This window comes from Bradyrhizobium sediminis, from assembly GCF_018736085.1.
Classification (GTDB): Bacteria; Pseudomonadota; Alphaproteobacteria; order Rhizobiales; family Xanthobacteraceae; genus Bradyrhizobium; species Bradyrhizobium sediminis.
The window spans coordinates 1,985,690-2,001,654 of record NZ_CP076134.1; the positions used below are offsets into that span (position 1 = coordinate 1,985,690).

Sequence of the window (15,965 nt, forward strand, 5' to 3'; positions counted from 1 at the left end):
GTTAAGCTAATCCCACCTTGCGCTCGAACTCAACAGGGCTGAGGTATCCGATCGTCGAATGACGTCGGGTCGCATTGTAGAACCGCTCGATGTAGTCGAACACATCTGCTCTGGCCTCGTTCCTGGTACGGTAGGTTTTGCGCTCGATGCGTTCGGTCTTTAGCGACGAGAAGAAGCTCTCCATCGCCGCGTTGTCCCAGACGTTGCCGGATCGGCTCATGCTGCAGACGATGCCGCTGTCAGCCATCAGGCGCTGGAACTGTTCGCTGGCGTATTGGCTGCCCCGATCCGAGTGATGCATCAGGGCATCCGGCTTGCCCCGGCGCCAGACGGCCATCAACAGGGCGTCCGCAACCAGCTGGGCTGTCATGCCGGCGCTCATCGACCAGCCGACCACCCGTCGCGAGAACAGGTCGATCACAGCCGACACGTAGAGCCAGCCCTCGGCGGTCCAGATGTAGGTGAAGTCGGCGATCCACTTCTGGTTCGGCCGCTCGGCCGCAAACTGACGATCGAGAAGGTTCGCCGGCACGTTCGCAACCTGGCGATCGCCTTCGTCCTTCGGCAGACGCCGGCGCCGTGGCCGCGCCCGCAAGGCCTGCAGGCGCATCAGCCGCTCGATCCGGTGAAGACCGCATTCGACGCCGTCTGCCAGCAGGTCTCGCCAGACGCGCCGTGCGCCGTAGGTCCGGTCGCTGGCAAGGAAGCTGGCCTTCACCTGCTGGCCGACCGCTTCGTCGCTTCGGGATCTGGCGCTGGGAGATCGATTCAGCCAGGCATGGAAGCCCGACCGCGACACGCCCATTGCTTCGCATAGCCATGCCACCGGCCAGATGTTCCGGTGCTTCACGATGAAGCCGAACTTCATGTCGCTTCCTTCGCGAAGTAGGCAGCGGCCTTTTTTAGGATATCCCGCTCCGCCTTCAGCTTGTTGACCTCGCGCCGCAGCCGCTCGATCTCCAGCTGCTCGGGTTTCATCTGGCCGTGGCCGGGGAAGGCCTGCACGGGATCGGAGCCGAACTCCTTGACCCATTTGCGCAGCACGTTCTCATGAATGCCCAGGTCTCGGCCGGCTTGCGCTACCGATACTCCGCGCTCCCTGACAAGCTTGACCGCCTCGACCTTGAACTCTCGACTGAATCTTCGTCTCTGCATGACCCACCTCCGGCTGTATGAAACACCCAATCTTGGTGTCCATCAAACCGGCAGCAGCTCAGACGGTGAATTTTCAATCACCCCTGATGCTTGAGATAATCTCCGATCTCTTTCAGGTAAGTCTCAATCGACTTCATTGTTTTCGCGCGCAACTTCGGAAGGCTGAGCGAATCCCGCCTCATCTGCCCTCGGAGCTACACCATCCGACCACGGCAAAAAATGATCCCGTCTTGCAGCGCGTTAACATAATGTCTGAAAATATTGAGATCATTATCGCAACTAACGCCAACACAAATATGGCACCCATGAACCTCATACGGTCTCCTGACCGTTTCGTTTGGTGCGGACCAATACCTATGGGAATTCACCCCAGCCTCGGGATATAAAACCTATCCCCGAAATCTGACGTCGAGCCACAGTAACAATAGTGGGAACAGCAAAGAATACCAATAGGCCGCGAATGACCGCGGCGCTTGGTGCTGGGTATCTGGCTGCCGTGTTATCTTGCTTCGCTACCCGCAGCCTCCGCGCGGTTCTGCGAGGGTTTACGGCGCCGGACTCAAAAACGTGTATTCGGTGTGCATACAACTTTAATGCGTCTTGCATTACAAGCACGTGTAAACCGAACACGCTGGTTATTTCTACCGGCGTGCGTTGGTTCCGTGCGAGCCAGTTTGCGGTTCGGAACGCCTCTCGGCGGCTATGCTTCGGGCGGCGTGCCACGCTTGGTTAAAATTAATATCGACTGATGATCGGCTTCCCATGGGCGCAAAGTTGCCCTGCAAACCTCACACCGATCATCCGCGCGCTCGCGATGCCAACCTTTGGTTTCCACCTTTTGATGGTCATATTCCGACTTGCAACTCTGACAGATGATCCTTTGCATTGAATCAATATGCTCCGCTCCGCGCTAATTTTCCAGAGAGTTCCCCAGACGAGCGGCGGGTCCAACGCCCGGCGCGTCCGTAATCAATATCAGCCCGTCCATGCCCTGCGCGATGCGATCGAAGCCTGGACGCTTGTGATAGGGCCATCCTGGCCGAAACCGGAGATGCTGCCATAGACGATCCGCGGATTGATCTGGCGCAGGCTCTCGTAATCGATACCGAGCTTGTTTTTTACGTCGGGGCGGAAGTTCTCGACGATCACATCGGCCTTTTCCGCCAGTCGCTTGAACACCGCGAGGCCTTTCGGATCCTTCAGGTTGAGCGTCATCGCCCGCTTGTTGCGGTGCAAATTCTGAAAATCCGAACCATGGCGCGGCCCGCCCGGCTGTTCGCCGGCGGCGTCCTCCATCAGGGCGTCGATCTTGATGACATTGGCGCCCCAGTCCGCGAGCTGACGCACACAGGTCGGCCCGGAGCGGACGCGGGTGAGATCGAGCACCGTGAAGCGGGACAGGGCCTGCGAGGCGCGTGGAGAGGGCATTCAGGAAAGCTCCGGTGTCATTTGGATACCATTGTGGAGGGACACAATCGCCGAAAGCTAACGTCTTGTCACGTTGCCCTTGGTTGCCACTTCAATCCCCGCAGCGAGATGTTGTTCGCGCAGGCCCCAGCTGGAGAGGTCGCTAAGGGGTCACAAGGTGTGTCAACGTTGCATTCGACGCAGTTCACTGCGCGCCTTTTCGGCATAGGCGCTGTCCGGGTGCCGCGCGATGAAGAGTTCCAGAGCTTGCGCGGTGCCGCGTTGCCGGGCCGCTTGGTATTCCTCCTCCACCGCCACCTCGGGATTCCTGGCGGGAGGGCTTGTTTGATCGCGGGCGGCTTTCCCCGCCTCGTCAGCAGAAGCGATTTTTGCCATGGAGATATTTCTTTCCCGAAGGGTATGTTCTGGGTCAAACGGAAGCATTATCGGGGCGATAAACAGGGCCACCAGCACTTTTCTGCGGTTCAAACAGTTCCGCGCGAGTTCCGTTCGGCTCATGAGTTCGCCGTCATTATCCGGTAGCCTTGGCTGGGTCGAGAGTTAATGGAATCTTGTAACCGAATGGAAACCTAAGCGGCCCAAACTTAACCGATCTACAACTTGCAAGTCAGATATCAGGGTAGTGTCCGAATCGGGCTGCGGCGAGGCCGCCGGGAGATATTCATTTGGCGACTGCCGTCTCTGTAAGCAGTACCGGTAACCCGGAGATCGACGGCCTGCTCGGCGGCAGCCGGTGGACCGGCACGATCACCTATAGCTTTCCCGATTCCCCCAGCGATTACCCTGCAAATTATTACGGCGACGGCGAGCCGACGACCGCGGGCTTTGCGTCGGCCCCCTTGGCAATGCAGCAGGCGATCACCTATGCGTTTGCGCTGATCGCAGGCTATACCAACGCAACCATTCAGTTTGCGGGAACCAACGGCGCCGATATCGCGATAGCCCAATCGCCCGCCGCCAATCCGACCTCTTACGCCTATTATCCGTACAATGTTCCTGCCGGCGGCGACATCTGGTTTGGAACCGGGTACGATTATTCGCAGGCGCGTCTCGGAAATTATTACTTTGTGACCGCGTTGCATGAGCTCGGTCACGCACTCGGTCTCAAGCACAGCCAGGAGTTAGGCGGCGTCTCCAATGTCGCGGTGCCGGCCGCGCATGACGATTCCGAATATACCGTCATGAGCTATCGCAGCTATGTCGGCGCTCCGCTCACCGGCTATACCGCCGAAGCCTATGGCTATCCGCAGACCTTTATGGCGAACGATATCCTCGCCTTGCAGACGCTTTATGGCGCGGATTTCACCACCCATAGCGAAAACACGGTCTATTCTTGGAGTCCGACGACCGGGCAGGAGTTCATCAACGGCGTTGCGCAACTGGCGCCGGGCACCGGTGCGGGCGGCTCGGCCAACCGCATTTTCGAGACGGTGTGGGACGGCAATGGCGTCGATACCTACGACTTCTCGAACTACACGACGGCGCTGACGGTCAACCTCAATCCCGGCGCATCGTCGATTACGTCGGCTACGCAAATTGCCTATCTCGGCAACGGGCACTATGCCTCGGGTAACGTCTACAACGCGTATTTGTTCAACGGTGACTCGCGGTCTTACATCGACAATGCCATTGGCGGTTCGGGCAATGATTCCATAACCGGCAACGCTATCGCAAACACGCTTAACGGCGGCGCCGGCAACGACACGCTGATCGGCGGCCTCGGCGTCGATATGCTCACCGGCGGTAGCGGCGCCGACACCTTTGTATTCGTGACCGGCGATAGCTCAGCCGTAAGCGGTCAACACGACCGGATCACCGACTTCGTGTCGGGCGTTGACCGAATCGATCTCAGCGGCATCGACGCCATAAGCTCGACGGGCGGCTATGATCAGTTCCGCTTCTTGGGGGCGTCGGCATTCGACGGCGCCGCTGGAGCTCTAAATTATTCTTATGACAGTTCGCTCGGAGTTACCGTTCTTCGAGGCGACGCCAACGGCGATCGAGTAGCCGACTTCGCTATCGACATTTCCGGCAATATCACGCTGAGCGCTGCCGACCTGATCGGAATTGTGCCGACTCCCGTCGTGATCGAGGCGCTTGGATCGACCAGCCTAGTCCAGATCGGCGGCAATTTTTATCTTGATAGCATCAGTGGCGGGACGGGCCCATCGCTGAAATATGCCGGCGCGGCTGTAGTGGCGGGTCAATTTGGCGCTTGGGCGCCGATCGGCGCGGAGCAGACGGCAAGCGGGTATGAGGTTGTCTGGAAGAATGGGGGGGCCGATCAGTATACGGTCTGGAACACCGACAGCAGCGGCAACCCAACCTCTATGACCACCGGCGCTATGTCGGGAGCTGACTATGCGTTGCAATCGCTCGAGCCCGATTTCCACCAGGACTTGAACGGCGACGGGCATATCGGTCTTACGACGACGGTGATCGAGGCGAATGGATCGACCAGTCTGACCGGGGTGGGCAACGAGTATTTCCTTTTTAGCAGCAGCGGCTCGGGTCCCTCGCTGAAATATGCCGGCGCGGCTGTAGTGGCGGGTCAATTTGGCGCTTGGGCGCCGATCGGCGCGGAGCAGACGGCAAGCGGGTATGAGGTTGTCTGGAAGAATGGGGGGGCCGATCAGTATACGGTCTGGAACACCGACAGCAGCGGCAACCCAACCTCTATGACCACCGGCGCTATGTCGGGAGCTGACTATGCGTTGCAATCGCTCGAGCCCGATTTCCACCAGGACTTGAACGGCGACGGGCATATCGGTCTTACGACGACGGTGATCGAGGCGAATGGATCGACCAGTCTGACCGGGGTGGGCAACGAGTATTTCCTTTTTAGCAGCAGCGGCTCGGGTCCCTCGCTGAAATATGCCGGCGCGGCTGTAGTGGCGGGTCAATTTGGCGCTTGGGCGCCGATCGGCGCGGAGCAGACGGCAAGCGGGTATGAGGTTGTCTGGAAGAATGGGGGGGCCGATCAGTATACGGTCTGGAACACCGACAGCAGCGGCAACCCAACCTCTATGACCACCGGCGCTATGTCGGGAGCTGACTATGCGTTGCAATCGCTCGAGCCCGATTTCCACCAGGACTTGAACGGCGACGGGCATATCGGTCTTACGACGACGGTGATCGAGGCGAATGGATCGACCAGTCTGACCGGGGTGGGCAACGAGTATTTCCTTTTTAGCAGCAGCGGCTCGGGTCCCTCGCTGAAATATGCCGGCGCGGCTGTAGTGGCGGGTCAATTTGGCGCTTGGGCGCCGATCGGCGCGGAGCAGACGGCAAGCGGGTATGAGGTTGTCTGGAAGAATGGGGGGGCCGATCAGTATACGGTCTGGAACACCGACAGCAGCGGCAACCCAACCTCTATGACCACCGGCGCTATGTCGGGAGCTGACTATGCGTTGCAATCGCTCGAGCCCGATTTCCACCAGGACTTGAACGGCGACGGGCATATCGGTCTTACGACGACGGTGATCGAGGCGAATGGATCGACCAGTCTGACCGGGGTGGGCAACGAGTATTTCCTTTTTAGCAGCAGCGGCTCGGGTCCCTCGCTGAAATATGCCGGCGCGGCTGTAGTGGCGGGTCAATTTGGCGCTTGGGCGCCGATCGGCGCGGAGCAGACGGCAAGCGGGTATGAGGTTGTCTGGAAGAATGGGGGGGCCGATCAGTATACGGTCTGGAACACCGACAGCAGCGGCAACCCAACCTCTATGACCACCGGCGCTATGTCGGGAGCTGACTATGCGTTGCAATCGCTCGAGCCCGATTTCTACCAGGACTTGAACGGCGACGGGCATATCGGTCTTACGACGACGGTGATCGAGACCGCCAACCATTTTTCAAATTGGTTAATCTAAGACTGCTTTATCCATCTATCGAGAGACTCACGCCGTAAATTTCTTCAGTTTGGCGAAGCCAGCTTTCCAGACAGAGCAGCATCCACATGCGATGCGTAGCGATTTCGTTGAGTGGACGGATGTATTGCCGCCAGGAGCTGAGGTAGACATCCACAGCCTCCTTGGGATAGTCAGGAGCGAAAATTCGCGACAGGCGTGACTGGGGGGCGCACAGGCGCGACCGTAGCCAGTCCGACAGCGGACCTCGCAACCAAGCAGATAGGGGTGTTGGAAAGCCTCGCTTTGGCATTTTGAACATCTCAGGAGGAAGAGTTCCTCGGGCGGCCTGTTTAATGATCGCCTTCAATATACCGTCACTCAGTTTCATGTCTTCGGGGATGCTCAACGACAAGTTAACCATTTCATTGTCGAGCAGAGGGGTGCGCGCCTCCAGCGCGTGCGCCATAGAAATCTTATCCTCCACTACCAGCAAGCCAGGCAGGTAGATTTTAAGATAGGTCATCAATATTCTTTCATAGAGGGTCGGGGCCGACGTGAGAATCGCGGCGAGGGGGGCGATGCTACGGGCGGACCTGATCGCATTCTGAACTGCCGGATTCAGCACGCGCGCCTGCTCGACTTCATCAAAGAGAACAGGCAACAAGCCACCGTCGGTGCGGTTGCCCGTCTGCTGCATGGCGAAGTAAACGAGATGAGGTAGCTCGGAAGCGCGCAGGGACCGGATGTCCCGGCCAATCGCAACATCGTACGAGGCGACCCGCTTGGAAAGCAAGGCAAGCTTGAATATCGGATAGCCGGAGAACAGTTCATCGCCGCCATGACCCGTTAAGATAACCTTGCGCTCTGCGGCCGCAGCCCTTGCGACCATGAATTGTGAGAATGCGCCAATTCCCATGCGTGGCTCGTCGAGCGCGAGGACGACGTCATCCAGACGCTGTTCAAAGTCAGCAGCGGAAATGCCGACTTTTCTGACCGAGATGCCGATGTGTCGAGCAACCATTGCGGCGCCTTCCGACTCGTCGTACCATGATCCATCCGAAAAATGCCCAGTGAAGGCAATGGGCGGCTGGCTCATCTGCGTTGCTGCTTCGGCGCTCACTATCGAGCTATCGAAGCCAGAACTGAGATAGCAGGCAACCGGAACATCGCTCATCAAATGCCGCTTGACCGAGCGAGACAGCGTATAGCGAAAGTCGGTGACCGCCTCGCTGAAATCTGCGGGTGCAGGTGAGCGTCCGAGCTCCGGCTGCCAGTAAGCCTCGATGCGAACCTGTCCGCGATCATATTCCAGGAAATGGCCGGGTGGCAGCATGCGGATCCCCGCGAACAGCGTGTGATCCCCCAGCATATTTTGATAGGTAAGGTACTGACCAAGCGCCTCCGCGTCGATCTGCCATTGAGAGCGTCCCGCGGCCGCCAGGATTGCCTTGATTTCGGAGGCGAAACAGAACGTCCCGGTCGAGGGTTCATGCCAATAGTAAACGGGTTTAATACCCAGCCGGTCGCGGACCAGGAACAACTTTTGTGCGACGTTGTCCCACAGGCCATAGGCGAACATTCCGTTGAGCTTGCGGAACGAGGAAACGCCGTAAGCGAGGTAGGCATGGAGCACGATCTCGCTGTCGCTGTTAGAACGAAACGACGCGCCGGAGCTCTCAAGTGTCCGCCGCAGTTCAGGGTAGTTGTAAATTTCGCCATTGACGACGGCCACGCAGCCGCCGTCCGGAGTTTCCATCGGCTGGTGGCCGCCCTTGGACAGATCTACGATCGACAGCCTGCGATGACCCAGTACCAATCCTGTCGTGTGCCAGACACCTTCGTCGTCCGGCCCGCGGTGGACGAGCCGAGCCAACATGGCCGCGACACGTTGCTTCCCATCTCCGGGTCCGGCGTATCCGCAGATACCGCACATCAGCGGTTCTTCTTCTCTTGCAGTTCTCTCAGGCGAATATTGATCCGGTTCAGGAGCGTGTAAAGCTCCTCGTAATTTTTCTTGTTTTGCTGCGAGGCGAAATAGAAAGCTATGAAGACCATCGAAACGACAAGCGCACCGCCGGTTAGAAGCAGAGTCAGTTCACCGTTGATCAATGTCTCGCGCAGCGCCTGATAAAGCTTGGTTGGGCCGAGGCCTCCGGGTAAATTGATCAGACGCTCGCCAAACGCATAGATGATCGTCAGTACGCCAATCAGCGTTGCAGCCAGAAGCCCCACGACGGGAATGTTCAGGATTGAACCAGGACGCAGTACGTAGTTATAGGAAAGATGCGAGGCGATTGTACCGGACATCGACAGAAAGGGGATATAGTCGACGATCCGCGTCTTGCGCTTGCGGCCACGGTCACGATCTCGCCATTTGAGGTGGGCCGGGATCTCAACCACGCGCAACCCGAACAACTCCGCCTTCTGGATAATCTCGAGATGCAAATCCTTGCCGTCGTTAATGAGTTCGAGATGATCGAGCACGTCGCGCGTAAAACCGCGCACAACGCAGGTGACGGTGTGAAATTTGCCCCGCAGCCCGACGCTCAAAACGCGGTTTCCCCAGCGCGACAGCAGGGCCCGTGAAAACGGTACGTTGCTCACGCTGCCGGCGGGGTGATAGGCGGAAGCGAGCGTGATGTCAGCCGCGCCGGTTTTTAGTGGCTCAAGTAGCGCTGGTATGTGATCCGGCCCGTAGGACAGGTCGGCGTCGAGGCAGATTACGTAGCGTCCCGCGCTATTCTCAAATCCGCTGCGGATCGCCCGGCCGCGACCGCGGTTGCCGTTGTGATGAAGCGTCTTCAGACGTGGGTCGGTTTTCGCGCGTTCATCGATCAACTGGCCCATAGCGTCGGTCGACCCATCATCGATGACGACGATCTCGTAATCGATGTCAGGTTGGTGCTGCCCCATCCACTGTTCGATTTCCTCGACGTTTCGAAGAATGATCGCCGACTCATTGTATGCCGGAATGATCAGGCTCAACTCAATGTTCCGCCGGTCGGTGTGGTCCATTGTGATGTCCTATCGAAAGAATTGCTGCCTTGGAGGAGCAGATCAGGGATGTCAAGAAGCGGACACATTGTCGGCATCCGGGAGACGATTCCGGGCTGTCGCGAGTAGGTTCCAAGCCGCGGTGGGCTGGATCGGATGACTGGTGTTGATATCCTTCCGTGACAATGGCGGCAATGCTGAATGCGTGTGTCCGGCCGCATCAGGAGATCAGGTCGAGCAGATCGCGGAATCCTTCCTTCCAGCCGTAGTCCTCGGACAGCGTATGGGGGTGCCAGTTCACGCTGCCGATGCCACCGACGGCGCGTAGTTCGTCGATCCAGTATCGCATCGCTGTCTTGCGTTCGCTCGCGGCTATCGATCGATAGTCGTAGAAGTGGGAGTCCATGAAGACCATCGGAAGCGCATGGATCGGCCGCGCCGCGCCGGCCTCGGCATCCCAGGGCCGAAAGCACAGCGCGGCGCCGTTCCGGAACGCCGGTCGGTCGTTGAAGCCCAGGGTCGTGTCCAATTGAAGCCCCGCGCGCGATTGCGCGCGCCAAGTATCCGCCCAAGTGAACCGAAGCCAATGTTGCCGGCAACGCGTGACCGGCCGTCCGCAGGCGCGTTCGACGGCTTCTCTTTCTCGGCCAATCCGTTCGGGGTCGCTCGAGCTTTGAAACGACGGATGGACGCCAATTTGCCATCCGCCCTCCAGCAATCCGCGCCATTGGTCGCGCAGATCGGTTGAGCCGGCGTCGTAACCGGGATCCAGCAGCATGCGCAGCGGCGACAGCCTGCGCAAGCCTGGCGGGCCGCCATAGACATGGAACGTGCTGCGCAGCCCGGCTTCGGCCTCCATCCTGCGCATCGGCTCGATTGTCTGGTAGGATGGGGTTGTGGTGAAGAAGCGGATACCGTGCATCGCTTTTTGTCTCGCGCTCCGCCATTCGCCCTTTAGCGCCGATCGCGCCGCGTTGAAGCCGAAGAATGCGGACTGCTTGAGCCTGATCTCCAGCGTCTTGCGCACGGCATCGACATCGTGAGTCAGATCGATTTCGGATTTCGGGATCGCGCCGAACAATTCATGTTCAGGCCGGCTTGCATGGCGCGCCGCGAGTTTGCGGAGCAGCAGCATGTACCGGTTGACCCAGGCGCGCTCGAATAGGCGCGGATCCGTATCGCCGACCGCGCCGCTGTAGGAATTTTCCGAGGCCTCACCTTCCTGCGCGCCTGTGAGAAACATGAAGGCTGCGGCAAACCAGTTACAGCGGTCGAACGCCGGGCCATCGCCCGAAGCGATCGCCGCCCGGTCAACCAATAGCGCCGCTGGAGCGCCGACGCCGGCCTCGACCGCCCATAATGGAAGCTCGACCATCTCGCAGCGGCGCGATGCGGTCCAACTCGTCGGTTGTTGCGGAAGAGCAGCCACCAACTCGCCGCGACCGTCAGGCCAGTAGCGTTCGCCGCAAGCGACGACCCAATTTATTCTGGCTTCATGACCGTCATCGACGATGCTGTTGGTGCGCGCTTCGGCTGGCGTCGAATGCATTGTCGAATGGCTTTACTGACTGTAATAGGGATCAAGATCGATCGGGAATTGCATCATTGTCCTATCTTGGCATCAACCGAAAGCAATGGTTTTCAACGAACCTCGAAGCCGGAGTCGGTTTCGTTGTCCTTGTCGCGGTTGCCGTGGCATTGTGGTGGTGGGTCACGCGGAATCTAGACCTGCGAATGGCCTGGTCAGGTTTCTCGCCTGCGTATTTCTTGGCATTTGAACGTCATCCGGAATGGTTTGCAAGTAATTTTCCGAGCGGGGCAGAGGAATTTACGAAATCTGCGCAAATGTTGTTGTACCTACCTGCAGACAGTCTCGGAATTCCGCCGATGATGATGATGCGAATCCTGATCGGCACCGAGATTGTAATGCTTGCCGGCGCGGCAATTTGGGCGAGCTGGATGATTGATGACAAAGTCGGTTGGACTGTCGCAGTCCTGACGCCAGTTTTTCTAATTGCTGGTGGCCTTGTGCAGCCGGACTTTGGGCGCTGGGGTCATCCGTATTACGGATGGAGTTACAACGCGGCCTATGCGTGCATTCTGGTGGGCGTCGTTGCGACCGTGCGACACCGAATGATCTTGGCGGCGCTCAGTCTTTCGCTTTGTGTGTGGATTCACGTCACCCTCGGCGCGTTCGGAATCATCTTCGCGACCGCCGCCTTGTTGGCCGATTGGCGGAGATATCGCCTGCGCGATCTTGTCGTGGCGGGAGCGATCGGCGCGGCGCTGTCGGGCGCCTGGCTCGTATATTTGACGCGAACGAGCAGCATCGGCGGTGGCGGAATTCCCGACGACATCTACGTCGCGATTGTTCGGGTGATGAGCGTCCACTGGTTTCCGTTCGACCTTGGGCTTTTCTGGGAGCGACAATGGGAAGTCCTTATTCCCTTCCTGTCGGTCATGATTCTGTTTGTCGCCTATCTGCCCTCCCGCGAGGGAGAGATTGTTGGCATAGCGCGGCAGATCGGGGTGGGTTGCCTCGCCATGCTTGTATTGACGGTCGCTGGTGTGCTGGCATCGCGTTATCTGCCTCAACCGTTCCTACTTAAGCTCGCCCTGCAGCGGTCCAGCAGCCTTATTTTGATATTCTCTCTGTTCTTTATCGTGCCCGGTCTCTGGCGTGACGCGACGGTTCATCACAGCTTACTGCGCGCGGCATTGGCCGCACTAGCCCTGTTCGCGCCGTTCCTCGTCCCCGCGGGGGTTCCCCTGGCCCTGGCGGTGCTGCTGGGCGGTTTGGTTCTGGCCGAAGAAGTTAGGATGCGCGGCTGGACCCACTATGCACTCGCCCTTCTGGGGCTGTTGACGCTCAGTGTAGGCGCCGCGATCTTCTATTTTGCTGCCGGGCTCGCTCCCGGTTGGAGGCATTCCGCTTATACCGGGATCGACGTGATCGTGACAACAGCAGGAGGCGCTGTTGTTGCCGGATTGTTCATCGCGATAGTATTGCGTCGACGGGTGCCCGTGCAAATCATTTTGTTGCCTGGCATTGCGATCGCTGCCGTGACGTGGGGCAAAGTACTTGATGAATACCAGGATCCAGTGCTGCGGGCGAGAGCCGAGGACTATATGGCGGCCCAGCAATGGGCCCACGACAATACTTCGGTTGGAACTCTCTTCATGCCGGATCCAGCACATTTCTACGGCTGGCGCGAAGTATCGCTGCGGCCGTCTTTCGGCAATCTGCGTGAATGGATGTACACCAGCTGGCTGTATAACACCCAAAAGCCAGTATTCGACCTCGGGGTAGCTCGTCTGCGCTCGTTGGGGCTGGAGATCGGCTCATACCTTCAAACCAGCGACCCACAAGCTGACGCATCGCGTCTCGTGAACGATGTTCGACAGGCATACTATTCCCTTACTGAGAACGACCTAGTGCGAATGCAGAAGGAATTTCACATTGGGTACTTCGTGTTCGAGAAGAATCGACGCTCGGACATCCCGCTTCATATTGTTTACGAGAATGCGAATTTCTTGATCGGCACAACCCGCGAAAGCAGATAGCTGAGCCTGCCATCTTGGCGACGACCGCAAACGAAACACATATCGCGCTGTTTGGTACAGAGAATTTGACACGTGACAATTCGGACTGTTCAAATCTCCAGGATTATCCTTCAGCATCCATTTAGCCGATTTTTGTGAATATCCTGCGCCCGTCCAGCACATCGAGGGACACGGGTTCAAGCCAGAGCTGCGCGCCCTCAATCTCTTGCTGCTGAAAATAGCGCGAGCTTGCCATGTGATTGGCGATCGTGCGGCGACAGCGGTACAGGCGCGCACCGTTGGCGCGCGCGGATAGGCCGGGGCCGGCGATCAGGCGGTCGACGATGGTCACGCCACCGTCGGCGATCACGACCTGACGGTCGAGGCGCAACGGCAGCAGCCTGTGCCCGGAAATCAGGCGACGGACCACGACTTTGCGGAAGAGGTCGCCGATCCATTGCGATCGCAGAACCGTCAAGTTGAGTATTCTCAGAACGATCATTTTGAACGGGGTGAGGTCCTCATGCAGGGCCTGCTCGAAAGTGGCCTCCAGCCTCAGTCGATCGGGGGCCAGCTCGATCAAGCGGCCTGCGTCGGCACGCCGCACCAGCCAACGTGTGTCGTCCCCAAAGTGGAGGAGATAGCCGGAATTCTCAAAGGCTAGGTTCCACGAAAGGTCCGTGGCCTGCCGGTGCAGAACGACAACGCCGCCCAGCCTGGATGCGATCGTCAGGGCCTGCCGCCGACCATCGGCGGGCGTCACGACGCGGCGATGCAGACCGGCGTCGGCAAAATCGAAATTGCTGCTGTCCGCGGCAAGGGCGACAGCCGGCGCTTGCTGTGATGCACGGCGCGCTTCGCGAATTGCGGCAGCCTCGAATGCGTCTTCGGCGATGCGGATACCGTTCTCAAAATCGATTTCGGACGGACGCGGCGTTTTGCCCGTCAGCCAGCCATCGTGGATCCGCTCCGCGAGCGTAGTGAATTCCGGCTGGCGCGCCGCGAGACGTTCGAAGGCGGACGGATAGACAAGTGCGGTCGAGCGCACTCCGAGCATCGGATGTAATGCGTTGTCCGGCGTCATCATGGCTTCGACGAAACACGCAGCCTTTCCGCAGACGCCCCAGAGCTCTTCATCGCCGGTAAGTTCGGCAATCCGCGTCAGGAATGACAGCAGTCGCGTCTGGTATCCCGCATCCGCGCCGTCATACTCGCGGAACCATCCCTCCCGCTCATTGAATAGCGCGAGCGTCCGATCGAGGTAGCTACGACCGAACCGCGTTGCGGCGGCATCGTTGAACGTGTGACCATAGTTAATCAGTTCCCAGGCGTACCCGGCAAAATGATTGGCAATCTCACCGTGCGTTTCGTCAGATTTGAGTGTGTAGGCGGCGCCCCTGTGAATAACAGTTTCCAGCCGAATTCGTGTCTCAGTATTGAGGTGGAACGAGCGCCAAAGCCAGATCAGTGGCGTCAACAAATCATGCACAACGCCCGGGGTTCTTTCGAAAGGATAGACTTGATCGAAGCTGCCATCGCGATGCTGAATGCGCTCCAGGTAGCCGACGAAGCCGTCGAGAAGCCCGGGTAAACTAGCCGTCTGCCCAGTCTCTTCAGCAAGTCGCACACAGAGCGTCACGCCTGCTTGAAGTGTCGCATCCGCAAAGTCTTTCTTCTTCCAGCCCCAGTACTGGCGATCAAAACAACCAAATGACGGAGAGGCGGCTTCGCGCTGCCAATAGGAATAGGCGATTCGCGCCGCGCGGAGTGCTTCGGTGCGATAGGAATTAGTCAAATGCATTCTCCACAATATTAGAGAAGTCTCTGAACGAGTCGTCGTTCATGCGACCCAGGAACGGCAGCCGAATGGCGTCGGAGAGGAAGCGTTTGGTGTTAGGCAGTCCGTCGCTGGACGGTACCACCGACATCGCGTCGTTAGGCAGATAGGTTTCGGGCAAAGGCTCGCCGGCCGGCAGGGCGTCGATGCCGGCGTCCCTCAGGGTCGATAGAATGCGCCCGCGTCGATCCTGATCGACAAGACGCACAATCTGTCGCAAATGCATCTGGATTGCGCTGCCGAAGAGTTCTTCCTGTCTGCAGTGTCGTGAGATGGCGGGCTGTTCATGAATAGATACCGCCCGGCGGCTCCCCAGCTCAATTTCGGTTGCAAAACGGGACAGTCGTTCAGCGTAGGCATTGAAGATCTGATCTGGCAGTCGTTTGCTAATCAATGCCGCTTCGATTGAGCGGTCTGACTTGTCAGCTTCGGTTGCCAGGTCAATCGCAGGAATCAGATGCCGATATATACCGAGCTTGAGCGCGAGCTGTAGCGCAAGGGCGGCGGGAAGCTCAGCGAATGTAGTAAGAGGCAGATTGTTGTTGGCGGAGTCGAACTGTACCTCCGTTTCCCGGACCGCGAGCAAGCCGCCGCCTATGTCGACACCTTTGCCTTGGCCGAAGCTGAAGACAGCCGCGTCCGCGCGAGCCATTAGTCGGGGCAGCCGCGGCGCAAGGGTGGTGCCTTGTGCAAGGTCGAGAAAGACGGCAATCCCCTTGAGCCGTTGGGCGACCTCATCGAGCTTCATTGGCAAGTAGCCATAGATTGGTGCAATGATAATGGCCGCGACGGAGTCCGTGTGCCTCAGGTCACAAAGGGCAGACAATATCTGGTCTTCTCCAGGCATGGGGGCCCCCTCGTCGACGTCGATGAAGACCGGGTGGAAGCCTAGCCTGAGCAATATTTTCGGGACCAACGGGCAGATCTGGGCTGATAGCAACACCGATCGCCGCGCATCTTTTACGGCGAGTTCGCGAAAATAGGCGGTAATTCCGACGCGCGCGCGCGCGACAGGAACAATCTGTCGCCATTCCTCGACACCCAGACGGACAAGAACCTTTTTATATGCTGCGGCGGTATCGACCCTCGTCAGGGCGGCGAATCGCGCGTGAAGATCGATTGCGGGTAAGTAGCGAGGAAATGTTTTCACTGCATTTGCC

9 protein-coding genes and 1 pseudogene are annotated in these 15,965 nt (G+C 58.6%); 2 read left to right on the forward strand and 8 right to left on the reverse strand.

Annotation, left to right across the window (positions count from 1 at the left end; translation table 11 throughout):
- Position 1: 1 nt before the first annotated feature.
- The 3 genes and pseudogenes from KMZ29_RS09510 to KMZ29_RS09520 form a co-directional block, all read right to left on the reverse strand.
- Positions 2–1,155, reverse strand: a protein-coding gene (locus tag KMZ29_RS09510; RefSeq protein WP_215620300.1) for an IS3 family transposase whose coding sequence is annotated in 2 segments (ribosomal slippage) — positions 2–906 and positions 906–1,155 — 1,155 coding nt in all. Because the reading frame shifts where the segments join, the coding sequence is not laid out codon by codon here.
- Between the two features lie 943 nt (positions 1,156–2,098).
- Positions 2,099–2,583: pseudogene (locus tag KMZ29_RS09515) on the reverse strand (CoA transferase); the annotation flags it as partial.
- A gap of 162 nt (positions 2,584–2,745) precedes the next feature.
- A complete protein-coding gene (locus KMZ29_RS09520; RefSeq protein ID WP_249779875.1) occupies positions 2,746–3,081 on the reverse strand; it encodes a hypothetical protein in 336 nt (111 codons plus the stop codon).
- Between the two features lie 167 nt (positions 3,082–3,248).
- Here KMZ29_RS09520 and KMZ29_RS26925 point away from each other — a divergent pair, with 167 nt between their 5' ends.
- Entirely contained in the window at positions 3,249–6,452 is a 3,204-nt protein-coding gene (locus tag KMZ29_RS26925; RefSeq protein WP_215623458.1) for a M10 family metallopeptidase C-terminal domain-containing protein, read from the forward strand.
- Between the two features lie 7 nt (positions 6,453–6,459).
- Here KMZ29_RS26925 and asnB read toward each other — a convergent pair whose 3' ends face one another.
- The 3 genes from asnB to KMZ29_RS09540 all read right to left on the reverse strand — a co-directional run bounded on the left by asnB (position 6,460) and on the right by KMZ29_RS09540 (position 10,974).
- Complete coding sequence (gene asnB, locus KMZ29_RS09530; protein ID WP_249779876.1) at positions 6,460–8,307, reverse strand: asparagine synthase (glutamine-hydrolyzing); 1,848 nt, start codon at positions 8,305–8,307, stop codon at positions 6,460–6,462.
- Positions 8,308–8,363: 56 nt separating this feature from the next.
- Positions 8,364–9,446, reverse strand: coding sequence for a glycosyltransferase family 2 protein (locus KMZ29_RS09535; protein WP_215623460.1), 1,083 nt, complete (start codon positions 9,444–9,446; stop codon positions 8,364–8,366).
- Positions 9,447–9,645: 199 nt separating this feature from the next.
- Positions 9,646–10,974, reverse strand: a complete 1,329-nt coding sequence (locus KMZ29_RS09540; protein ID WP_215623461.1) for a polysaccharide deacetylase family protein — start codon at positions 10,972–10,974, stop codon at positions 9,646–9,648.
- A 56-nt stretch (positions 10,975–11,030) separates the two neighbouring features.
- Between KMZ29_RS09540 and KMZ29_RS09545 the strand changes: the two genes are divergently transcribed.
- Complete coding sequence (locus KMZ29_RS09545) at positions 11,031–12,989, forward strand: hypothetical protein (RefSeq protein ID WP_215623462.1); 1,959 nt, start codon at positions 11,031–11,033, stop codon at positions 12,987–12,989.
- A 121-nt stretch (positions 12,990–13,110) separates the two neighbouring features.
- Here the strand turns inward: KMZ29_RS09545 and KMZ29_RS09550 are convergent, their stop codons facing one another.
- Positions 13,111–14,763: a hypothetical protein gene (locus tag KMZ29_RS09550; protein ID WP_215623463.1), complete on the reverse strand. Its 1,653-nt coding sequence runs from the start codon at positions 14,761–14,763 to the stop codon at positions 13,111–13,113.
- On the reverse strand, positions 14,756–15,955 hold the full coding sequence (locus KMZ29_RS09555) for a DegT/DnrJ/EryC1/StrS family aminotransferase (protein ID WP_215623464.1): 1,200 nt from the start codon (positions 15,953–15,955) through the stop codon (positions 14,756–14,758). The genes KMZ29_RS09550 and KMZ29_RS09555 overlap by 8 nt, the downstream gene beginning before the upstream one ends.
- Between the last annotated feature and the right edge of the window lie 10 nt (positions 15,956–15,965).